General features: G+C 66.9%; 18 protein-coding genes. 5 read left to right on the top strand and 13 right to left on the bottom strand.

What is annotated here, in order from left to right; all coding sequences use genetic code 11:
- Positions 1–200: 200 nt before the first annotated feature.
- The 3 genes from C1878_RS14390 to C1878_RS14380 are packed head-to-tail and all read right to left on the bottom strand — an operon-like array spanning position 201 to position 3,336.
- Positions 201–857: a DUF6320 domain-containing protein gene (locus tag C1878_RS14390; protein WP_114602296.1), complete on the bottom strand. Its 657-nt coding sequence runs from the start codon at positions 855–857 to the stop codon at positions 201–203.
- Positions 854–2,344 (bottom strand): alcohol acetyltransferase, encoded by a 1,491-nt coding sequence (locus C1878_RS14385; protein ID WP_241963767.1) that lies wholly within the window; start codon positions 2,342–2,344, stop codon positions 854–856. The genes C1878_RS14390 and C1878_RS14385 overlap by 4 nt, the downstream gene beginning before the upstream one ends.
- On the bottom strand, positions 2,317–3,336 hold the full coding sequence (locus tag C1878_RS14380) for an alpha/beta hydrolase (protein WP_114602295.1): 1,020 nt from the start codon (positions 3,334–3,336) through the stop codon (positions 2,317–2,319). The genes C1878_RS14385 and C1878_RS14380 overlap by 28 nt, the downstream gene beginning before the upstream one ends.
- A 269-nt stretch (positions 3,337–3,605) precedes the next feature.
- Between C1878_RS14380 and C1878_RS14375 the strand changes: the two genes are divergently transcribed.
- Positions 3,606–5,030 carry a C69 family dipeptidase gene (locus C1878_RS14375; protein ID WP_114602294.1) on the top strand — a complete coding sequence of 475 codons (1,425 nt, stop codon included), beginning with the start codon at positions 3,606–3,608 and terminating at the stop codon, positions 5,028–5,030.
- A 119-nt stretch (positions 5,031–5,149) separates the two neighbouring features.
- On the opposite strand, the gene proC is transcribed toward C1878_RS14375, so the two are convergent.
- Entirely contained in the window at positions 5,150–5,944 is a 795-nt protein-coding gene (gene proC, locus C1878_RS14370) for a pyrroline-5-carboxylate reductase (protein ID WP_114602293.1), read from the bottom strand.
- 295 nt (positions 5,945–6,239) lie between these two features.
- Between proC and C1878_RS14365 the strand changes: the two genes are divergently transcribed.
- The gene (locus C1878_RS14365; RefSeq protein WP_114602292.1) at positions 6,240–6,614 is read left to right on the top strand and encodes a VOC family protein; all 375 of its coding nucleotides are present in this window, start codon (positions 6,240–6,242) and stop codon (positions 6,612–6,614) included.
- 206 nt (positions 6,615–6,820) lie between these two features.
- Here C1878_RS14365 and C1878_RS14360 read toward each other — a convergent pair whose 3' ends face one another.
- From C1878_RS14360 to sufC, 7 genes are all read right to left on the bottom strand, one after another.
- A complete protein-coding gene (locus C1878_RS14360; RefSeq protein WP_114602291.1) occupies positions 6,821–7,804 on the bottom strand; it encodes a bile acid:sodium symporter family protein in 984 nt (327 codons plus the stop codon).
- A 272-nt stretch (positions 7,805–8,076) separates the two neighbouring features.
- Positions 8,077–9,495 carry an ATP-binding protein gene (locus C1878_RS14355; RefSeq protein ID WP_114602290.1) on the bottom strand — a complete coding sequence of 473 codons (1,419 nt, stop codon included), beginning with the start codon at positions 9,493–9,495 and terminating at the stop codon, positions 8,077–8,079.
- Positions 9,496–9,864: 369 nt separating this feature from the next.
- Positions 9,865–10,305: a Fe-S cluster assembly sulfur transfer protein SufU gene (gene sufU, locus C1878_RS14350; RefSeq protein ID WP_114602289.1), complete on the bottom strand. Its 441-nt coding sequence runs from the start codon at positions 10,303–10,305 to the stop codon at positions 9,865–9,867.
- Positions 10,295–11,668: an aminotransferase class V-fold PLP-dependent enzyme gene (locus tag C1878_RS14345; protein WP_241963766.1), complete on the bottom strand. Its 1,374-nt coding sequence runs from the start codon at positions 11,666–11,668 to the stop codon at positions 10,295–10,297. The genes sufU and C1878_RS14345 overlap by 11 nt, the downstream gene beginning before the upstream one ends.
- The gene (locus C1878_RS14340; protein ID WP_114602288.1) at positions 11,665–12,933 is read right to left on the bottom strand and encodes a SufD family Fe-S cluster assembly protein; all 1,269 of its coding nucleotides are present in this window, start codon (positions 12,931–12,933) and stop codon (positions 11,665–11,667) included. Before C1878_RS14340 ends, C1878_RS14345 begins: the two co-directional genes overlap by 4 nt.
- Positions 12,933–14,345, bottom strand: coding sequence for a Fe-S cluster assembly protein SufB (sufB, locus tag C1878_RS14335; protein WP_114602287.1), 1,413 nt, complete (start codon positions 14,343–14,345; stop codon positions 12,933–12,935). The genes C1878_RS14340 and sufB overlap by 1 nt, the downstream gene beginning before the upstream one ends.
- Before the next feature lie 12 nt (positions 14,346–14,357).
- Positions 14,358–15,203, bottom strand: a complete 846-nt coding sequence (sufC, locus tag C1878_RS14330; RefSeq protein WP_114602286.1) for a Fe-S cluster assembly ATPase SufC — start codon at positions 15,201–15,203, stop codon at positions 14,358–14,360.
- Between the two features lie 481 nt (positions 15,204–15,684).
- On the opposite strand from sufC, the gene C1878_RS14325 reads away from it, so the two are divergent.
- Positions 15,685–16,116 carry an Rrf2 family transcriptional regulator gene (locus C1878_RS14325; RefSeq protein ID WP_114602285.1) on the top strand — a complete coding sequence of 144 codons (432 nt, stop codon included), beginning with the start codon at positions 15,685–15,687 and terminating at the stop codon, positions 16,114–16,116.
- Between the two features lie 720 nt (positions 16,117–16,836).
- Positions 16,837–17,400, top strand: a complete 564-nt coding sequence (locus C1878_RS14320; RefSeq protein ID WP_114602284.1) for a DUF1062 domain-containing protein — start codon at positions 16,837–16,839, stop codon at positions 17,398–17,400.
- A gap of 76 nt (positions 17,401–17,476) precedes the next feature.
- Here C1878_RS14320 and C1878_RS14315 read toward each other — a convergent pair whose 3' ends face one another.
- Both C1878_RS14315 and C1878_RS14310 read right to left on the bottom strand, forming a co-directional pair.
- Complete coding sequence (locus C1878_RS14315; RefSeq protein WP_114602320.1) at positions 17,477–17,872, bottom strand: metallopeptidase family protein; 396 nt, start codon at positions 17,870–17,872, stop codon at positions 17,477–17,479.
- 211 nt (positions 17,873–18,083) lie between these two features.
- Positions 18,084–19,520 (bottom strand): MFS transporter, encoded by a 1,437-nt coding sequence (locus tag C1878_RS14310; protein ID WP_114602283.1) that lies wholly within the window; start codon positions 19,518–19,520, stop codon positions 18,084–18,086.
- 320 nt (positions 19,521–19,840) lie between these two features.
- Here C1878_RS14310 and C1878_RS14305 point away from each other — a divergent pair, with 320 nt between their 5' ends.
- Positions 19,841–20,629: a rhomboid family intramembrane serine protease gene (locus tag C1878_RS14305; RefSeq protein WP_241963765.1), complete on the top strand. Its 789-nt coding sequence runs from the start codon at positions 19,841–19,843 to the stop codon at positions 20,627–20,629.
- Positions 20,630–20,636 lie beyond the last annotated feature (7 nt).

The following is a 20,636-nucleotide window of genomic DNA, read 5'->3' as shown; positions in this document are numbered from 1 at the left end:
TGGGATGGGTCGGGCGGGGGCGCGCGACATTTGGACGAGATAATGCCGGTATGCGAGTGCGAACGACCACGTTTCGCCGGCTTGTGCGAAGCGGCGAAACGGTTTACCCGGTGTGCTCGCGGCGAGGCGACCGGGTTGGTTATGGCAGCCTCCGTCAAACCGGCGGTTCGCCTCGCGCCTGTCGGCGTTTCCCGTGGTCGTCACGCTGAGAACAGCTTGCGCACCTCGGCGGCCAGCTGCTTGCGGGTGAACACGATAAGCGCCAGCAGGAACACGCTGGACACGAGTGCGCTCACGTTGGCGAGCACGTCCCAGGTGGTCAGGCCCAACGCCACGAGCGCGAGGGGGATCAGTCCCAGCACCACGTCGAACAGCAGGTACTTCGCGTAGCCCGACACGAACGTGCCGCGGAACACCGCCACGAGCACGGCGTCGAACACGAGCGCCAGCAGGCAGATGCCGGGTATGACGAACGTGGTCACCACCGGGTTGCGCGTGATGAGGTACCACAGGGCCGCGATGGCCAGCAGTATGAGGAAGTAGCGCACGACCACGCGCAAAAAATCCGGGGTATGCACGAGGATGTTGCGCACGAACAGGTAGTTCACCACCAGGCCCAGACACACCGTGAGCACGATGTCGCCCGGCAGGGACACGAACTGCCCCAGAAACAGCATGGCCAGCAGGCACGCCCCGGTGGCGAACGCCAGCACCCTCAGCGCCATGGCACCCGACTTGCGCACCTCGTTCTTGGGAAACGCCGAGGGCTCCGCCTGGCCCGTGAGCTCGGCTTGGCAGAGCGGGCAGCGGTCGAGGTCGCCGGCGAACCCGACGCCGCACTTGTCGCATCGCCTCATCGCCGGGCCTCCTTCTTGTCCGCCGCCGCCCTCGCCCGGGCGGCTTTCCTCTCGGCGCGCTCGGACTTCTTCGATTCGGCACGGCTTTCATCGCGTCCGCCCGTCTCCGCCTCCCTCTCGGCTCGTCCGGGTTTGTCCGCTCCCGTTTGCCGCTCGGTCTGCTCCGCTGTCCCGCCGTGCGCGGGCGCTTGGCCGCCCAGGCGTTTGACCGACGTCTCGAACTTGGTCTCGCGCAGGTCTTCGGCAACCTCCTCGCGCGTTTTGTTGATGTTGACGTACCCCTCGATGCCTTGGGACGAGAAGTACCGGCAGAAGTTCTTGACGACGTCGGGGTTCGAATACGCCGTGGAGATGCCCACGCACAAGTCGTCGCCGAACGAGCAGAGCAGGAAGTTGATGCCGGTGGTGGAGGTGAGCAGGTTGACGCTGCGAACATAGGGGGCCAGCCGCTCGTCTATCTGGATGCGTCCGAGGTTCGAGACGGTGGTGGTGGTCTCGCGCGCGGTCAAACGGCTGACGAGCTCGAGGATGGCGTCCTTCACGAACAGCGGCGCCAGACGCAGAAGAGGGTTCTTCTCCAGCGCGATCATGCGGTTCATGCGGGGTTTGAGGTTTTCGAGCAGTGTGGCTGTTTTGAGCTGCTCCTGCACCTGCTCGGCCACCTGTTCCACGGGTTCGTCCTCGTCGCCGGGCACGTAGGACACGAACGCCAGCCCGAAGAAGTTCTTGGTAGTGGTGGACTTGAAGAACTGCCGCAGGTCCACGGGTATGTCGATGCGGATGGCCCGGTGACGCTCGCGCCGGGGCATCTCGTCGCGGATGGAGCACATGACCGCGGCGATGACGAGCGACGTGAGGCTCACGCCGTGGGAGCGCGCCAGATCGAGCATGGAGCGCACGGGTAGGTGGTACTCCATGAACGTGGGGTCGGCCACGTCGCGCCAGCCGGAGATGCGGTACACCTTGGGCGCGCGGGTGGAGGCGGCCTTGTCCCGCTCGTAGTACTTGTCGAAGCTGTTCTCGGACTTCTGGTGGTCGGAGCCGTCGTATTCCGGCAAGATGCCGTCGACGTCGTAGCGTTCCTGCAGGTAGGCGTAGAGCAACGCCTTGAAGAAGTTCAAGGTCCCGCGCCCGTCGGACACGATGTGCGAGACTTCCAGGTTCAGGCGGTTGCGGTAGTAGCTCACCCTAAACAGCACGCTCTTGGCGTGGACGTGCAGGCCGAAGCATATCGGCAGGTTCTCGCAGGTCACAAGGGGTCGTTTGGCGGACTGCTCCAGATAGTGCCAGAACATGCCGCTGCGCAGGCACACGTTGAAGCCGGGGAACGTGTCCACCGTCTTGTCGAGGGCGCGCTGCAGCACGGTCTCGTCCACCTCGTCGACCAGCTCGGCCGCATAGCGGAACACCGTCTGGGCGGAGCTGCCCGCCTGCGACGAGTAGAACTTGCCGACGTTGTCTAAGCGGTACCAAGTATCTCGAGCCAAGCCGGCTCACCTTCCTGTGCAAGCTCGTCCCCATCCAAGAAGCTCTTGATGATGCGGTACGTGTCCTTCACGATGTTGAACACCGTCGGGTACAGCAGGTACCCGTGCACGGCGTCGAGTACACGATAGCACTGCACGTCGCCGCCGTCATCAGCCAGACGCTGCGCGTAGACCTCGCCCTCGTCGCGCAAGGGGCAGTACTCGGCCGTGACCACGAGCGTGCGGGGCTGGCCGGACAGGTCGGGCTCGAGCAGCGGGGCGAAGTAGGGGCTGTGCAGATCCTCGGGCTTCGAGGCGTACAGCTCCATGTAACCCTTGATGTCGCGCGCCGAGAGCAGGTAGTCCTCGCCGTTTGCGCGCACCGAGTCGAAGAACGAGGTGGAGGGGTCGTGGTCGTTGTACGTCACGGGGTAGAGCAGCATCTGGGTGCGCGGCATGAACTCGCCGCGGTCGCGGGCCATGAGCGACACCACCGCGGCCAAGTTGCCGCCCGCGCTGTCGCCGAACAGCACCACGTGGTCGGCGTCGACGTCGGCCAGAAGCTCGCCCGCCAGCAGCTGCCGGGTCACCTCGTAGCAATCCTCGGGAGCCTGGGGGAAGCGGTGCTCGGGCGCGCGCCGGTAGTCCACCGACACCACGCGCCGCTCGAGGCGCAGGGCCATGGACGTGCAGGCGTCGGTGTAGAAGTCCACGTCGCCGTTGACCCAGCCGCCGCCGTGGAAGAACAGGATGGTGCCGCGGGAGTCCTCGGTCACCTTGAGGCCGGAGGTCAGCGAGAAGTCTATGTCGAGTGGGGTGAACACGCGCAAGAGCACCTCGAAGCCGTCGGGCATGACGGCGCTCACGTCCTCGATGCGGCAGCGGGGGTCGCGCAGCGTGAGCTTGGCGAGCATGTCCTCGGCCGCGCGTTGCGTCGCGTAGAACTCCTTGATGTCGGGCCTGAGCCTCGTGGCCGCTCTGAAGGCGGCGAGCACCGCCTTGTTGATGGGCATGTCTGCCGTCCTTTCGCAGGGGAATGGCGGCGCCGATCCCATGTTCGCCGGCCGCGCGGCGAGAGCGCCGCGCGTGGTTTCGTACCTGCATCGTAACACAAGCGCGCCCGTCCGTGCGCTGCTCCACGCGAGCCGCACGGACAGATGCGACGCGTCGCTCGAAGGAGTAGAATGAGCGCATCTGAACATGAGCGCCAAGCTTCGCGAACCTTGGCGCCTGGAATCGGCGGGCCGCCCGGCGCGGCGCGTTCGAGGAACAGGAGGCCTCCATGGCCCGACCCACCCATTGCGCTTGCACGTCCGTGCTCGTCGGCAAAGCCGCGTCCGTCGACGGCTCGACGATGATCGCGCGCACCGAGGACCATCACGACGCCTGCGCCCCCAAGCGCTTCACCGTGGTGCCGGCGCGGATGCATCGGAAGGAGCGGTTCGTGTCGGCCAACAACGGTTTCGCGTGCGAGTTGGATGGACGGGGGCTGCGCTACACGTCCACGCCCGAGGGCGATACGGGGGAGGGCCTGTACGAGGAAGCCGGCATCAACGAGGCGGGCGTGGCCATGAGCGCCACCGAGAGCACCTACGCCAACGACCGCGTTCTTGCCTTCGACCCGCTCGTCGAAGACGGGCTCGCCGAGGACGCCCTGGTCACTGTCGTGCTGCCGTTCGTCGAGTCGGCGCGCGAGGGCGTGGAGCGCATCGCCGCCATCGTTGAAGCGCACGGCTCGGCCGAAGGCAACAGCGTGCTGCTCGCCGACGCGGACGAGGTGTGGTACATGGAATTGGCCACGGGGCACCACTGGGTTGCCCAGCGCGTTCCCGACGACGCCTACGCCGTGTGCGCGAACCGCATCTCCATCCAAGAGGTCGATTTCGCCTCGCCCGACTTCAAGTGGTCGGAGGGCATACGAGAGTTCGTCGCGGAGCACCACCTGAACCCCGATCCCGGCACGTTCGACTTCCGGCGGATATTCGGCACGTACTCGCAGCAGGACCTGCACTACAACGCGCCGCGCGTGTGGTACGGCCAGCGCTATCTGACCCCGGCTGTCGAACAGCAGCCGGAGGATCTGGACCTGCCCTTTATCCGCCGCGCGAACCGCCTCATCGACGTGGACGATGTGGCCTGGGTGCTGGGCTCGCACTACAACGCCACGCCTTTCGATCCTCTGGGAACCGACGGCGACGAGCGCACCCGCACGCGCTACCGGTCCATCGCGCTGTCGCGCACGCAGGAGGGTCATGTGCTGCAGCTGCGACCCGGCTTGCCCGCCGAGCGCGCAGGCGTCCACTGGGTGGCGCTGGCAACCACGGCGTTCTCTCCGTTCGTGCCGTTCTTCGCGAACGCGTCGACCGTCCATCCCGTTTGGGAGAAAGCGGGCGTTCGCCCCGAGAGCGACAGCGCGTATTGGCTGTACCGCACGTTGAGCATGCTGGCCGAGACGCGTTACGCGATGTTCGCGAAGCCGGTGGAGGACTACCTCTCCGCCTGCCGTCGCAAGGCCCGCGCGTTCGTGGAGCGCACCGACCGAGAGACCGCCGCGCTCTCCGGAGAGGAGTTGACCGCGGCGCTGACGGAGGCCAACCGCGCGTTTATGGACGAGATGCTGGTCGATGCGCGCTCGATGGCGCAGGACCTGGTCATGCAGTCCGCCGAGGACTCCCAGCTGTCCTACGAGATGGACGCGAACCTGTAGGGAGCCGTCGCGGACAGCGCGTCGGTCGTAGCGCTGTCCGCGACGGCGGTCTTCGGGCAGCGCGGGGCCGCGGCCGGAGACCGCCGTCGCGTTTTAGGCGGCCGAACGGCGGGGACGCCCTAACCTTGTATGGCGTCGATGGCGTTGACGACGGCGCCGCGGAAGGCGTCCTTCTCCAGCGAGGCCACGCCCTTGATGGTGGTGCCGCCCGGCGAGCACACGGCGTCCTTCATGGCGCCGGGGTGGGTGCCCGTTTCCAGGTGCAGCTTGGCCGTGCCCATCATCATCTGCGCGGCCAGGCGGTACGCCGTGGCGCGCGGCAGGCCGTGCTTCACGCCCGCGTCGCCCAGCGCCTCTAGGAACATGGCGGCGAAGGCGGGGCCGCAGCCGGCCACGGAGCTGGCGGTGGACAGCAGCTTGCCGTCCACCCACTCGATGAGCGCCACCTGGCCGAACAGGGACTCGAACGCCGCTAGCTCGCCGTCGTCGAGCGAGTGGCGCTGCTCGCAGGCCACCACGCCCGCCCCCACGGCGATGGGGGTGTTGGGAATGGTGCTCAAATGATGCGTGCCGGGGGCGAGGACGCCCTCGTAGAACGCGAAGTCGCAGCCGGCGGCCACCGATATCACGGCCTTGTTGGCAAGCGCGTCGCGCACGGGCTCCACCACGTCGGCCACCAGGTAGGGCTTCACGGCCAGCACCACGAAGTCGCTCGCCTCCACCACCTCGCGCGCCGTCTCGCAGGCGCAGGCGCCCAGCGCGGCCGTGCTCTTCTGGAGCTTGTCGAAGTGCGCGGCGGTCGCGTAGATGCGCTCGCCCGGCAGCGCGCCCGACTCCACGAGCCCTTGCGCCATGGCCTGCGCCATGTTCCCGAATCCGATGAAGCCCAGCGTGATGTCGTCGCGATCTGCCATAGCGCCCTCTTTCCGTCATGCGGTTGAAACGTTTTTCCGATTGTAAGGCACGAGGGGCGCCGCGCGTAACGCGATCGCGACTCGCAGGCGAACTCGTCAGCAAAACAGCATGTTTCCTTGCGACGTCCCTTGCCGGTGCCGTTCCATGCCGTTGCGCGCTCGTCGAACACGAGTTTCCTCGACCCTGCGCGGTCCCTTGCCTGTCGGCCGTCGGCGTAGAGAGGGTGAAACCTTCGGCCTTTGCGGGTCCGTGCTACACTGGCGGCGACGGCATCTCCCGAGAGAAAGGATCGCGATGATCGACCATATGAGCGTGAAGGTGAAGGACGTCGAGGGAGCCAAGGCGTTCTACGAGGCGGCGCTGGCCCCGCTCGGCTACGAGAAGGGCATCGAGTATCCCGGCGGCCTGCAGCTGCGTGTCGAGGGCGAGCCGGGCGACGTGTGGGTGGCCCCGCTTCCCGAGGGTAGCGAGCCCGTTCCGGCCCACGTCGCCTTCCTTGCGAAGGACGCCGAGCAGGTCAAAGCCTTCTACGAGGCGGCGCTGGCCGCCGGCGGCACCGACAACGGCGCTCCCGGCCCGCGCGACTACCATCCCGGCTACTACGCGGCTTTCGTGTACGACCTCGAGGGCAACAACATCGAGGCTGTGATCCACGACTGGGCCGAGTAGCGGCGCGGGCCGACCGGCAGCGGTTCTCTGCCGGCGATGCGGAAGGAAAGGGGCGCTGCCGAAGAGCGGGCCCCTTTCCGCGTTCGGTCCCCGGATCGGCGCGCCGGTTGCGGGATGCCATGGTCGGGACGGGGAACGGCATCGGACTCATCGCGCTGTTTTGCACGCCTTGCGTTCGAGCCGACGGCGGGCGAAGCCGCCCGTCCCTAGGCGGTCGCGCGCTCGGCGTCGTCCGCCGCGTCCCCCTCGTCCTTGCCGGCCGAGCGGGCGAGGATGTTCGCGTACACGGCTCCGGATATGTTGTGCCACACGCTGAACACGGCGCCGGGCACCGCGGCCAGCGGCATGGCAGCGAAGTGCACGGTGGCAAGCGAGGTGGCCAGGCCCGAGTTCTGCATGCCCACCTCGATGGACAGCGTGCGCCGCTGCGCCTTCGACAGGCGCAGGACGCGGCCGGCGAGGTACCCCAGCGCGTAGCCCAGAACGTTGTGCAGCACGACCACCGCGATGATGAGCGGGCCCACCGTGAGCAGCTTCGCCTGGTTGGCGGCCACCACGGCCATGATGATGAGCGAGATGCCGACCACCGACACGAGCGGAAGGACGCTCGCGCACGCGGCCGCCGCCTTCTCGAAGAAGTAGTTGATGAGGAAGCCCAGCGCGATGGGCACGAGCACCACCTGCACGATGGACAGGAACATGTCCACCACGTTCACGTCGACCGTCTGGCCGGCGAGCAGCAGCACCAGCAACGGCGTGACGACGGGGGCCAGGACGGTGGTGCACGCGGTCATGCCCACCGACAGCGCCACGTCGCCGCGCGCCAGGTACGTCATGACGTTGGAGCTGGTGCCGCCGGGGCACGAGCCCACCAGTATCACGCCCACCGCCAGCTCGGGCGGCAGCTGGAACACCACGGTGAGCAGGAACGCCAGCACCGGCATGATGACGAACTGCGCCAGAACCCCCGTGACGACGGCCTTGGGCTTGGTGAACACTACCTTGAAGTCGGCCAGCTTGAGCGTCATGCCCATGCCGAACATCACCACGCCCAGCAGCAGGTTCACGTAGCTGGTTTTGACGACGGCGGACACGGGCTCGGGAAAGACCAGGGCGATAATCGCGACGACGAGCGCGATGATCGCCATGTACTTTCCCGCGAAGTCGCTGATCTTCGCGAGTGCTTTCATGGTTCGATTCCTTTCGACGGAAACGTCCGGCACGCGGGGCCGGACGCATCCCCTTCATGTCGGAGGGGCCAAGAAAGTATATCGCTTTCATGGGCTATCGAGAAGCATTTAGTTTGAAAGGCTAACTAAATCTGATACTCGTCCACGACGGGTCGGCGGTGCATGTTCGCTGGTTCGAAGCGGAGATCGAACCCCTCGACCTCCGCGAGGTTCCTGTCGCGTCGAAGAACCACGACAGCCGCGGCAAAGCCTTCCTCGTCGAGTCGCGCTTCCTACAGGTCTTCGAAGAGGTCTGCGGCTGAAACGAGGAGCAGATCGTCGCGCGAGGCGTGCTTTTTCTTCGTCACATTGCCCAGGGGCTTCTTGGCGAACAGCGCGAACGAGTGCCTGTCGTATCCTTTTACGAGCGAAGCGCGCGCTTCCAGCTTTCGCAGCGCCTCCGTCTCGTCGAAGGATTCCCGCCATTTGCACTCGCCGAGCAGGATGCTCTTCGACGGCTTGTCGGCGGCGATGACGTCGATATCGGTCTGCTCGTGCGCGGCGGGGTCGGTGCCCCACCATCGTCCGAACGAGGAGGCCAAAAACGGTAGGCTTCCCTGGCGATTGCGGCGAATGAGCCATTGCAGGCAGACGGCTTCGAACCGCTTGCCCACGTACGCGGAAAACGCCTCTCCGAACGCGGTTCTTTGCGCGACCGCATGCCCCGCCCCGCTTTCGATGGCGCCCACGCTGCGGCTCACGAACCGATACCAATAGGCGAAGAAGGGGTCGTGCACCGAATACATGGACTTACGCGACTTTTCAGGGTTGTCGCCGAACGGGACGCTGCGCTCGATCAGGTCGAGCCCTTCGAGCGTCTTGAGGTATTTTCCAATGGAATTCTGCTCGATCCCGGCGCTTTCGGCGATCTCCTTGGGAGAGGTCGCGCCGCCTGCCACTGCGCTCATCACCGAATTGTAGTTCGCCGGTTCGCGCAGCTCTTGGCGCAAAAGCATCATGGGCTCCTCGTAGAGGAGTCCGGCCTTGTTGAAGAATTGCAGCTCGACGTTTTCTTCGAACGAGGCGTCCGGATCAATTTGGGAAAGGTAGTAGGGTGTGCCTCCGAAAGTGGCGTAGTATTCGATGCGCTCCTCATCGGATTTCGCGGGCATCATGCGAGCGGCGTCGAGGTAGTCGAATGGCTGCAGCTTGATCTGCGCGGTGCGGCGCCCGTACAAAGGGCTTTTCCTCCCCAAGACTTTCCCTTCCATGAACCCTTCGTTGCTTCCGCTGAGCACGAGGAGCAGGTTGGTGTCCTTGAACTCGTGGTCAATGGCGATTTGCAAGGTGGAGGGAAGCGAGGGGTCGGACTCGGCGGCGTACGGGAACTCGTCGAAAACGAAGAGGATGGGCTTGGGCACCGACTTCGCTCGGTTGACAACGAAGGAGAAGGCGTCCGACCACGATTCGAACGCTCCGGTGGCGACGGGCAGATCGAAGAATTGGTAAACCGTTCGAGAAAAGGCGCGCAGGTTCAAAGCGGCGCTTTGAACCTGCGCGGTGAAGTACAGGGTGGGCTTGCCTTCGGAGAACTTGTCGAGCAGCGTCGTTTTCCCGATGCGTCGGCGCCCGTAGAGAACGACCATCTGGAAGCCGCCTTTTCGGTACAAGCGCTCGAACACGCCCAGCTCTTCCTCTCGACCTACGAACATGACAACACTCCTTTGCAGTAACTGACTTACGAGTATCTTACTCGTAAGTCAGTTACTAGGCAAGTTGCTGCTTGAATCCCTCTTCTTTGCGAGGATGTTCAGCGTGCCAAGATCGACGTAGTTGTCGATGAGGATCATTTCTTGGCTCGCCTTTTGCACGAGGGTCGTGATCCCTGCTCCGCGAACACAAGGGGCAGCTTGCACGTTCCTCCCCGCCCATGGCCTGTGTTTGATATCACGAATTGCGACATCAAACCGTCATACTCTTCTTTTGCATCGATCGGCATATCCGCAATTGCCCAAAAGTACGACATCGAATCACCGGCATCGTGCTTCGAGGAACCGACTTCGACGCGTCAAGCCGCGCGCTCAAACCGATTGCGGGCCTTGCTCGTCCAGCATCCGTTCCAAGGTACGCCAGGCCAGTTCGGCGCACTTCACGCGGGCGGGCATGCGGCTGATGGACTCCAGCTCGGCGGCCTCGTCCAAATCCTCCCGCTCGGCGCTCGAGAGCTCCTCTCCCTTCACCATGGCGAGGAACAGGCTTATCAGGCGGCGCGCCTCTTCCACGGTCTCGCCGGTCACGAGGTCGGCCATCATGTCGGCGGACGCCTGACTCACGGCGCAGCCGTGGCCGGTGAAGGCGGCCTCCTCGATGACGCCGTCTTCCACGCGCAGCGCCAGCACAAGCTCGTCGCCGCAGCTGGGGTTCACGCCGTCGAGCGTGGACGTGGGCGCGTCCATGTCGTACTTGTAGTCGGGGTGGGCGTTGTGCTCCATGAGCGCCGCCGTGTAGATGTTACTCGCCATTGAACGTCCTCCAAACGGTTTTCAGGCCCTCGACGAGCGCGTCGGTATCGGCCTCGTCGTTGTAGAACGCGTACGACGCGCGGCAGCACGACTCCTGCCCCAGCCACGCCAGCAGCGGCTGGGCGCAGTGGTGCCCCGCGCGGATGGCCACGTTCTGCATGTCCAGGATGCTGGCCACGTCATGCGGGTGGATGCCCTCCACGTTGAAGCTGACCACGCCGTGGTGCTGGTCGGGGTCGGGGTGGCCGATGACGTGCACGTAGGGCAGCTCCGCCAGCTTCTCCATGCAGTCGCGCACGAGCGCCCGCTCGCGCTGCTCGATCACGTCGCGCCCGACGGCCTCCATATAGGCGATGGCCGCCGCGGTGGCGTAGATGCCGGCGGCGTCCTGCGTGCCGGCCTCGAACTTCTCGGGCACGGGCGCCCACTGGGCATCCTGCTCGGTCACGTTGTCGATCATCTCGCCTCCCGTGAGGAAGGGCGGCATGGCCTCCAGCAGCTCGTGCTTGCCCCAAAGCACCCCCATGCCGAAGGGCCCAAACGCCTTGTGGGCCGAGAACGCGAAGAAATCGCAATCGAGAGCCTGCACGTCCACTTTCATGTGGGGCACGGACTGCGCGCCGTCAACCACGAGGTAGCCGCCGCGGGCGTGCACGCGCCGTCCCAGCTCGGCGATGGGATTCTCGATGCCCAGCACGTTGGACACGTGCGCGGCGGCCACGATCTTCGTGCGCGGCCCGATCTTGGCGTCCATCTCCTCGGGCTGGATGACGCCCTGCTCGTCGGGGTAGAGGTAGACGAGCCTCGCGCCCGCCGCCCGGCAGGCCTGTTGCCAGGGGATGAGGTTGGAGTGGTGCTCCATGATGGTGATGCACACCTCGTCGCCCGGGCCCAGCACGGTGGGGGCGAACGCCTTCGCCACCAGGTTCAGGGCCTCGCTCGCGTTGCGCACCAGCACGACGTCGCGGGCGCTGGGAGCGCCGATGAAGCGAGCCACGCGCTCGCGCGCCACCTCGATGGCCTCGGTGGCCTCCATCGACAGGCGGTACAGGCCGCGCAGGGCGTTGGCGTTCATCTCCTCGTAGAAGCGCCGCTGCGCGTCGAGCACCGCTTTGGGGCGTTGCGCGGTGGCCGCGCTGTCCAGGAAGGCGAGCTCGGGATGGTTCGCCAGTAGCGGGAAGTCGCGCTTGAACGGGCTCGCCGCGATGTCGGCGGGGTCCGCCGGGCGCGCCGTGGCGCTGGAGCCGGCGGCCGCGGCGGCCGCGTCGGCTATGGCGCAGGCGGTTTTGTCGAGGACGGCGGGGTCCTCCCGAAGCGCGGCGCCCGACGGGGCCGCCTTCGTCGATTCCATCACGGTGCTCATGCTATCTCCTCCTCGAAGTCTTCCAGCAACGCGCGGCCCAGGCGCGCGACGCCGGCGCGGGTTGCGTCGTCGGGGGCGGAGAGCGCCGCCTCCTCCAGCGTGGCGCGCAGGAACAGCTGCTCGGCCGCCTCGGGCGAGAGCCCGCGGCTGGCCAGGTACAGCAGCTGCTCGGGCCGCACGTGTCCGATGGTGGCTCCGTGATTGCCGGCCACGTCGTCCTCGCCGCACAGGATGACGGGCACCGTGCGGTTGGCGGCGCGTTCGTCGGCTATGAGCACGGTCTCGACCTCCTGGCCGCTCGCTCCCTTGCAGCCGCGCACGAAGTCGATGGTGCCGCGCAGCGTTTTCGAGCTCGCCCCGGCCAGCACGCCGTTCGCGTTCATGGCGCTCTCGGTTTTGGCGCCGTGGTGGCGCAGCTCGTAGTTGAAGTCGAGCTCGCGCGCGCCGCTGCCCAGGTAGCGCGTGTCCACCGCGACCTTCGCCTCCTCGCCGCGCAGGTCGCCGGCCAGGCCCGTGTAGGACTGCCCGGCGCCCAGCACCGTGTGGCGCACGTCCGCCCGGGCTCGTTCGTCCAGCATCATGCCGGTGTCGTCCAGTGCGATCCAGGCGGGGTCGAGCGTCTGCGTGGAGGTGATGCTCACGCGCGCGTCGCGTCCGGCGAACACGCGCAGCGAGCAGCCCACCGCGCCCGCGCCTGGCTCGGGGGAGTCCAGCGCGATGCTCACGGAAACGTCGCTGCCCTCGGCGGCCACCACGTCGACGGCGGCCGCACTCGCCGCCCCGTCCACGCCGCGCACGCGCACGGCGGCCCGGGCGCCCTGCTGGCCCGGTGCCGTGGCGATGACGACGGGCTCGCCGGCCGCCTCGCGCAGGTACGCGAAGGCCTCCGAACCCATGCCCGTCTCGAAGGCGCGCTCGAGGGAGCCGGACGCCTCGACGGTCGCCGAGGCGGCTTGGAACGCGGAGAGGGCCGGCTGGTCGAGGGGGTCGGCGACGGCGCCCGCAGGCGACGCTGCGGCCAGCTCGCCGGTCGACTTCAGGTGCGCTTCGAGCCGCTTCAACGCCGTCTCGAAGGCCCCCGGTTCGCCCAGGAGCTCTTGCGGCGCTTCCACCTGCACGTCGGGCTCGGCGCGCAGATCGGCGGGGAACTCGACGCCGGTCTCGTTCACGCGCAGGCGGTGCCACGTTGGGGCCGGCATGGCGTTCACGTGGTGCAAGGTGATGGTCGGCGCCGCGTTCGCGGACGCCGCAGGTGTGGCAGCCATTATCCTATCGCCCCTTCCATTTCGAGTTTGATGAGGTTGTTCATCTCCACGGCGTACTCGAGCGGCAGCTCCTTGGACACCGGCTCGGCGAAGCCGTTCACCACCATGGTGCGGGCCTCCTCTTCCGAGACGCCGCGGCTCATGAGGTAGAACACGGTGTCGTCGGAGATGCGGCCGATGGTGGCCTCGTGTCCTATGTCCACGTTCTTGCAACGTATGTCCATGGCGGGGATGGTGTCGCTGCGGCTGGCGTTGTCCAGCATGAGCGACTGGCACGACACGCTCGCGGCAGAGCCGTGCGCGGCCTCGGTGGCCACCACCGACGAGCGGAACGTGGATATGCCGCCGCCCTTCGAGATGGACTTCGTCTCGACGGCCGCCGAGGTGTCGGGCGCGGCCAGCACCACCTTGCAGCCGGTGTCCAGGTTCTGCCCGGCGCCGGCGAACGTGATGCCGGTGAACGTGCAGGTGCTTTTGCGCCCGGCCAGGATGGACATGGGGTAGAGGTAGCCCACGTGGCTGCCGAACGACCCGCTGACCCACTCCACGGCGCCGCCCTCGTCCACGCGCGCCCGCTTCGTGTTCAGGTTGTACATGTTCTTCGACCAGTTCTCGATGGTGGAGTAGCGCAGGCGCGCGTTTTTGCCCACGAACAGCTCCACGGCGCCCGCGTGCAGGTTGGCCACGTTGTACTTCGGGGCCGAGCATCCTTCGATGAAGTGCAGGTCGGCGTCGTCCTCCACGATGATGAGCGTGTGCTCGAACTGCCCGGCGCCCTTCGCGTTCAGGCGGAAGTAGCTCTGCAGGGGGAAGTCCAGCTTCACGCCCGCGGGCACGTAGACGAACGAGCCGCCGCTCCACACCGCGCCGTGGAGCGCGGCGAACTTGTGGTCGGTGGGCGGGATGAGCGTCATGAACTTGCTGCGGATGAGGGGCTCCCATTGCGGGTCGTGCAGCGCCTCCTCGATGCCGGAGTACACGATGCCCTGCTTCGCGGCCGTGTCCTGCATGTTGTGGTACACCAGCTCCGAGTCGTACTGCGCGCCGACGCCCGCCAGGTAGGCGCGCTCGGCTTGGGGGATGCCCAGGCGGTCGAACGTGTTCTTCACGTCGTCGGGCAGGCTCTCCCAGTCGCTCTGCTGCTCGGTGTTCGGCTTCACGTACGTCACGATGTGGTCCATGTCCAGGCCGTCGAGCGCCGGGCCCCAGTCGGGGGCGGCCATGTGCAGGTAGGTGTCGAGCGCCTGCAAGCGGAAGTCCAGCATCCAGTCGGGCTCGTCCTTCTTGGCCGAGATCTCGCGGACGATCCCGGGCGTGAGGCCGGCGTCCAGGCGCTCGGCTCCCGCCTCGTCGTCGGCGAAGTCGTATAGGCTGCGGTCGATGTCGTCGACCTGCGTGCGTTTCTTTTCCATGGGGCGGCCTCCCTAACAGGCCGCGGCGACGGGCGCTGCCTCGGCCCGCTCGTCGGGGGCCGCGTCGGGCGCGGCCTGCTCGAACTGCTCGAAACCATGCTCGTCGATGCGCGCGACGAGCGACGCGTCGCCCTCGGCCACCATGCGCCCGCGCACCATCACGTGCACGCGGTCCACGTCCAGGTGCTCCAGGATGCGGGTGTTGTGCGTGATGATGACCAGCGCGCCGTCCGCCGTGCGGCGGTAGGCGTCGATGCCGCGCGACACCACGCCGAGCGCGTCCACGTCCAGCCCCGAGTCCGTCTCGTCCAGGATGGCCAGCTTCGGGCGCAGAAGCAGCAGCTGCAGCATCTCCAGCTTCTTCTTCTCGCCGCCGGAGAAACCCACGCCCAGCTCGCGGTCCAGGTAGGCCGGGTCCATGTCCAGTTCTCCGGCCAGTTCGCGCACGTGCTTGCGGAACTGCTTGCCCTTCAAGTCGCCCACGCCTTCGCGCCCTGCGGCGGCCGCGCGCAGGAAGCTGGACACCGGCACGCCGGGTATCTCCACGGGAGCCTGGAAGCTCAGGAACAGCCCTGCGCGCGAGCGCTTGTCGGGGGAGAGGTCGGTCACGTCAATGCCGTCGAACACGACGGCGCCGTCTTCCACGTCGTAGGCGGCATCGCCCATGACCACGTGCCCGAGCGTCGACTTGCCGGCGCCGTTCGGTCCCATGATCACGTGCGTCTCGCCCGCGCCCACGGCGAGGTCGACATCGTGCAGGATGGTCTTGCCGTCGGCCGAGACGGTGAGGTTCTGGACGGAAAGGAGGGTTTCAGCGCCCGTTTCGGGCGTTTGGTTGATGGTGTGCTCGTCTGCCATGTCGCATGCCTTTCATTAATCATATAGTTTTGCTATGATTAAAATAGATTGCGCAGGATAAAAGTCAAGACTTAATCCTACTATTTCACTAGAATTTACTGCAAGCGCGCTGCGGGCGATCGGAAAGCTGCCGGGCGATCGCGCTCGGCCAGCGTATCGCTGTCCCGTGGGTGAGGCGACGTTCAGGGAGTGGTTGTTTCGAACGGGTAACCGCATCGAGTACGCGTCGGGGCGTTGCGCGGTCGTGCCGAGCGCATGTCGGGTCGCCGAGTGTTGACGGCGCCGAGGGCGTGGGCGCCTCGAGGCGTCGAACGCGACGGCGCGAGGGAGCGTCGGGGTTCAGCGGACGCAACGGCGCTGAAAACGTGATGAGTTGCCGGGCGCGGCTACGTTGGAGATGCGGCGGGGCTACGCAAGCGGCCGCGCCCTATGCGCAACGAGAACGTCGGGCTCCGATGGCGCGGGACGAAAGGACGGTTTTATGCTCGTATCGACGAAAGGACGCTATGCGCTGCGCTTGATGGTGTGCATAGCGCAAGCAGGCCCGGGAGGGAAGGTGTCCCTGCGCGAGGCGGCGGAGCTCGAGGACATCTCGATGAAGTACCTGGAGCAGCTGGCGCGACCCCTCGTGCAGTCCGGTCTGCTGCGCAGCGTGCGCGGCAAGGGCGGCGGCTACGCCCTTGCGCAGGACCCCGACGCGGTGCGCGCAGGCGACGTGCTGCGCGCCGTGGAGGGCACGACGGCGCCGGTGGCCTGCAAAAGCCTGGAGGAGGGGTCGACGTGCCCGCGCTCCGACGCATGCACCACGGTGCGCTTCTGGGCGGGCCTCGACGACGTCATCGAGCGCTACGTGGACGGTGTGACCCTGGCCGACCTGGCGGGAGCGGGGGCGCCCGTGCCGGGGCGTGCGTGAACGGACGCGCGGCGCTCCGCAACAGGGAAAGTGCAAGAGCGCGCAACGACTTGGCGTGGCAGAGGCCTGCGATTGCTCGACCTTGCAGGTCGCTTGAATGGGCGCAGGGCCGCTCGCCTCGAAGGGACGCAACGGCGTGCCCCTTCGCTCGGTTCCGGCCGGTCTTGGCTGACGGACCGGTTCGACTCTTCCGGATCGCAGACCGGCCCCACGTTTGGCACAGTAATGACTGATTCTCTGCACGTTTCGGACTGAAAACGCTCTCACCACCCGTCACCTGCCGCCCACGCTGATCGTTTGCCCAGATCGCGTAAATCAGCGCTAATCGAGAGCAGGTTCGCATGCAGAGAATCGGTCAATATAGTGCCAAGATGGTTGTTCTCTCTGTCCCTGACGCTAGGGCAAGGCAAGGTGAAAGCGGGTGCGCTACCTGTGCGGTTGACGCGTCGCCGTCCGGTCCGTTATGATGGCGCCCGAGCCGCGAACGGCTCGTTCCCTTGAAAGGACCTCTCTCATGACCGTTCCTCCCAACCGGTAAACCACGCGACACACCTTGCCCTGCCTGCCGTCGCGCTGACGCGCGGTTGCTTTGCGATGGGCTTTTCCGGTCGAGACAATCAGAGAGGTTCCCTATGAAAAAGCTGAACAACAGCGTCGTTCCGCCTGTGCCCGCCTTCCTTTTCGAATGCGATCGGATTGCGAAGGAAGGCAAAACCCCTTATGAAAACAATAGCGTGGCGCGTGGCGCCGGCCGAGGCGCCGGCCGCCCTGCGCGCTTGTGGGAAATGCGGTGCTGACGCGGCGTTCTCGTCCACGGGTGCGTTTCGGGTGAACGCCCAGAAGAAACGCTTGGACGTATGGCTCATCTACCGGTGCTCGACCTGCGGCGCGGTGTGGAACTGCTCCGTGGTGGGCCGTGCGCGGCCGGGGAGCATCGGCAGCGAGGAGTTGGACCGGTTCCTGGGCAACGACGCTCGACTGGCGCTTCGATGCTCGCTCGACGCGGGCTTGCTGAAGCGCAACGGCGCGCGGCGGGCCCCGGTGTCCTTCGTCGTCGAGGGCCCCGCGCCCGACGACGGCGAGGATTGCCGGGTCGAGATCGATGGCGGGCCCCTTGCGGGCATGCGGCTTGCCGAGGTGCTGCGGAAGAAGCTGGGCGTTTCGCGCAGCGAGCTGGAGCATCTGGCGGAGGCGGGACGTGTGAGCGCCGCCGACGGAACGGACGTGCTCGCGGCCAAGCTCCGGCCGCATCAGGCCGTCATCGTGCGGCCGCAGCGGGACTGACCGGTTGAGGCACGGCGTCGAGGGGAGGGGGTGAAAGCCCCCTCCCCCTGTTATCGGCGATGCTCCGCCTGCCGCGCTAGTAGCCCAGCTCGTACAGGCGGTCGTCGTCGAGGCCGAAGTAGTGGCCTATCTCGTGGACGACCGTCTTGCCTATCTCCTCGACGATCTCTTCGCGCGAGCCGAAGCAGCGCTCGTGCGGGCCCTTGAACACGGTGATGACGTCGGGCAGGTCCCCGTCGTAGCCGTCGGCCCGATCGAGCAGGTTCACGCCGTCGTAGAGCCCGAGCAGCTCGTCGCCGCACGTCGCCGCACCGAGCGAGTCGGGCGCCTCCAGCGCGTCCCAGTGGTAGTCGTTCGGCTCGTCCTCCACCACCACGGCCACGTTCTCGAGCGCCTCCAGGAATCGCGCGGGAATGCGTTCCAGCGCCTCCTCGACGGCGTCCTCGAACTCCTTGTCGCTCATCTTGCGCATGCGCGCCTCCTCGCCCGCGGGGTGCTCGACGCCGGCTTCCTCCGGCTTGGTGCCCGCACGCCGCATTGTACCCGACAGCGCGGCGCGGGCGAAGGGGCGCCTGCGCCGAACGTCGACTTGCAGGCGAGCGGACAGGGCGGAGGGATCGCGCCTGCCGAGCTGCCGAGAACCCGTGGGGTCGCATCCGTTCCGCTCGCCGGGCGCCTTCGCCCTACAGAGCTTGCGCGGCCGCCTTCGCCGCGGGCGCGTTCTTCGCGCGGCGCTTCCGCTCGATGCGGCCGAGCGCCAACGACAGGCAGAAGCCCGCCGCGCCCAGCGCCACGGCCACGAGGCACGCCGTCTGGAACCCGCCGGCCGTGGCGACGGCCGCGTCCGCGCCCTGCGCGAGCGAGGCGGCCTGCACGCCGGAGAGCACGCCCACGAACAGCGACGATCCCAGACAGCCGGCGATCTGGAACGACGTGGACACCACGGTCACGCCGTGCGGGTACAGCTCGGGCTTCAGGCTGGACAGCGCGAAGCTCTGCGCCGGCCCCATGGACAGCGCGCAACCGATGATGACGGGCGCGTAGAACGCCACGATCTGAAGCGAGCCCGCCTGCTCGGTGCACGTGGACAGCGCGAACCCGAACGCGGTCATGAGCGCGAGGCCCGCCGGCAGCATGAGGCGCAGGCCGAACCGGTCGTACACCTTGCCGGCCACGGGCGCCAGCACGCAGGAGAGCACGCACGCGGGCAGCAGCGTCATGGCCGCGTCGAGCGCCGAGAAGCCCAGCGACCCCTGCATGAACAGCGGCAGGATCATGTTCATGGAGAACACCGTCATGAGCGCGATGACGATGACCAGAAGCCCGCAGACGAACCCGCGGTTCGAGAACGGGCGCAGGTCGATGAGCGGTTCGGGAACGACGCGCTGGCGCGCGACGAAGCCGACCAGGCAGCCGACGCCCGCGACGAGTGCAATCGCCGCAATCGCCGTCGCGCCCGAGAACGCGGTGGAGATGCCGTAGAGGATGCCGATGAGCGCGAGGCCCACCAGCACCGTGGACGCGAGGTCGAGCTTGGGGTTCGTGAGCTCCGCCGCGTCGGGCACGAACGCCACGGCGGCAATCAGGCACGCCACCACCAGCACGCCGAACACCGCGAACAGCATATGCCAGCTGCCTGCGGCCAGCACGGCGCCGGCGACGATGGGGCCGAACGCGGGTCCGAGCGTGGTCATGGCGCTCACCACGCCCATGTAGGTTCCCAGCTTGCCCTGCGGCGCCACGGCCAGCGTCAGGTTCATGCCGATGGGCACGATCATGCCGGTGCCGAGCGCCTGCACGATGCGGCCTGCGAGCAGGGCGGGGAAGCTCGGGGCGAACGCGCCCGCGACGGTGCCGGCAAGCAGCAAGGCGAGCGCGACGATCAGCAGGCGCTTCGTGGGCACGCTGCGGTACAGGAAGCCGGTCACGGGCACCATGACGGCGGCGGCCAGCATGTAGGCGGTGGTCACCCACTGCACGGTGCCGGCGTCGATGCCGAAGTCGGCCATGATGGGCGTGAGGGCGACGTTGAGGAACGTCTCGTTGAACGTGGCGAGCAGCGTGGCGAACGCCACGGTGAAAAGCACGGCTGCCGCGTTGCGGATGGGGGTTGAACTCATGCGGTTGGTACCTCTTTCTGGGTGCGGGATGCCGTGCGCGGCCGAGCCCTCCCGCACCAGGGCGCACGGGGGCGGGGTCGCGCGGCGGCGACGGTATTCGGTTCGTGTTCGGTTCCGTGAGAAATAGGCGCAGACGTTCGTATCGCATTCATCCTAGCGGAATCTTCAAGCCGGCGTAAGTGGAGAGGTTGTGGTTTCGCCGCCCTCGGCGGCCGGGCGAGGGGTTGTCGTCGATTCAACCGTAACGCGGAACCGGTGGCGGTCGTGGTAGGATGCCGTAGAAACAACAAGCAGCCATGCCGTTCCCCAAGGAGCAAGCCGTGCCGGAAGACCAGAGCAGCGCGCCGATTCCCGCCCGCAACGTGATCGACGACGAGCAGCTGAAGCGGATGATGAAGCAGAACCAGCGCGGTTTCCTCCAGCGCAACCGCTTCCGCATGGTCACGCTCTGCCTCATCGCCTTCAACGTCGCCGTGTTCGCCGTCGAGGCCGTGCTGTCCGGTTTTCGCGTGAACATATCGACCCGGGTGCTCGTGGAGATGGGCGCCATGTACGCGCCGTGGGTGCAGTCGGCGGCAGACCTGTACCGGTTCGTCACGCCCATGTTCCTGCACATGGACCTCATGCACCTGGGCTTCAACATGGTGGCGCTCTACAGCGTGGGCGAGGTGCTGGAGCGCGTGCTGGGCAAAGGGAACTTCCTGGCGCTCTACTTCGTGGGCGGCATCACGGGCAACGCCGTGTCCTACGCGGCCGACGTGTTCCTGGGCGGCGGGGCCACCGTGAGCGCCGGCGCCTCCACGAGCGTGTTCGGCCTGTTCGTGGCCGTTGCCCTGCTCGGCCTTCTGCACAAGGGCAACCGTTCGGTGTTCGCCCAGTACAGCAAGAGCATGCTCACCATCATCGCCGTCAACGTGGCGTACACCTTCCTGGTGCCGGGCATATCCGTGAGCGGGCATTTGGGCGGCGCGCTGGGCGGGCTGGTGGCCATGTTCATGCTGCCTTCCAAGAACCTGCGCGTGCCGAACGCCGTGCGGGTCGCGACGGCTGTGCTCTGGGTGGCCGCGTTGGGCTACCTGCTGGCAAGCCAGGGGCTGCTTGCGCTTTAGGGGCGCG

It is taken from the genome of Gordonibacter sp. 28C (assembly GCF_003339845.1).
Taxonomy (GTDB): Bacteria; Actinomycetota; Coriobacteriia; order Coriobacteriales; family Eggerthellaceae; genus Gordonibacter.
This window is presented reverse-complemented; position numbering and strand designations above follow the sequence as displayed.

Excerpts from the sequence above, each read along its gene's own strand:
- C1878_RS14315 (WP_114602320.1), bottom strand. The coding sequence starts at position 17,872 with ATGCGCAAGATGAGCGACAAGGAGTTCGAGGACGCCGTCGAGGAGGCG.
- sufU (WP_114602289.1), bottom strand. The coding sequence starts at position 10,305 with ATGGCGAGTAACATCTACACGGCGGCGCTCATGGAGCACAACGCCCAC.
- C1878_RS14390 (WP_114602296.1), bottom strand. The coding sequence starts at position 857 with ATGAGGCGATGCGACAAGTGCGGCGTCGGGTTCGCCGGCGACCTCGAC.
- C1878_RS14310 (WP_114602283.1), bottom strand. The coding sequence starts at position 19,520 with ATGAGTTCAACCCCCATCCGCAACGCGGCAGCCGTGCTTTTCACCGTG.
- sufC (WP_114602286.1), bottom strand. The coding sequence starts at position 15,203 with ATGGCAGACGAGCACACCATCAACCAAACGCCCGAAACGGGCGCTGAA.
- C1878_RS14345 (WP_241963766.1), bottom strand. The coding sequence starts at position 11,668 with ATGAGCACCGTGATGGAATCGACGAAGGCGGCCCCGTCGGGCGCCGCG.
- C1878_RS14375 (WP_114602294.1), top strand. The coding sequence starts at position 3,606 with ATGGCCCGACCCACCCATTGCGCTTGCACGTCCGTGCTCGTCGGCAAA.
- C1878_RS14340 (WP_114602288.1), bottom strand. The coding sequence starts at position 12,933 with ATGGCTGCCACACCTGCGGCGTCCGCGAACGCGGCGCCGACCATCACC.
- sufB (WP_114602287.1), bottom strand. The coding sequence starts at position 14,345 with ATGGAAAAGAAACGCACGCAGGTCGACGACATCGACCGCAGCCTATAC.
- C1878_RS14325 (WP_114602285.1), top strand. The coding sequence starts at position 15,685 with ATGCTCGTATCGACGAAAGGACGCTATGCGCTGCGCTTGATGGTGTGC.
- C1878_RS14365 (WP_114602292.1), top strand. The coding sequence starts at position 6,240 with ATGATCGACCATATGAGCGTGAAGGTGAAGGACGTCGAGGGAGCCAAG.
- C1878_RS14320 (WP_114602284.1), top strand. The coding sequence starts at position 16,837 with ATGAAAACAATAGCGTGGCGCGTGGCGCCGGCCGAGGCGCCGGCCGCC.
- C1878_RS14380 (WP_114602295.1), bottom strand. The coding sequence starts at position 3,336 with ATGCCCATCAACAAGGCGGTGCTCGCCGCCTTCAGAGCGGCCACGAGG.
- C1878_RS14355 (WP_114602290.1), bottom strand. The coding sequence starts at position 9,495 with ATGTTCGTAGGTCGAGAGGAAGAGCTGGGCGTGTTCGAGCGCTTGTAC.
- proC (WP_114602293.1), bottom strand. The coding sequence starts at position 5,944 with ATGGCAGATCGCGACGACATCACGCTGGGCTTCATCGGATTCGGGAAC.
- C1878_RS14360 (WP_114602291.1), bottom strand. The coding sequence starts at position 7,804 with ATGAAAGCACTCGCGAAGATCAGCGACTTCGCGGGAAAGTACATGGCG.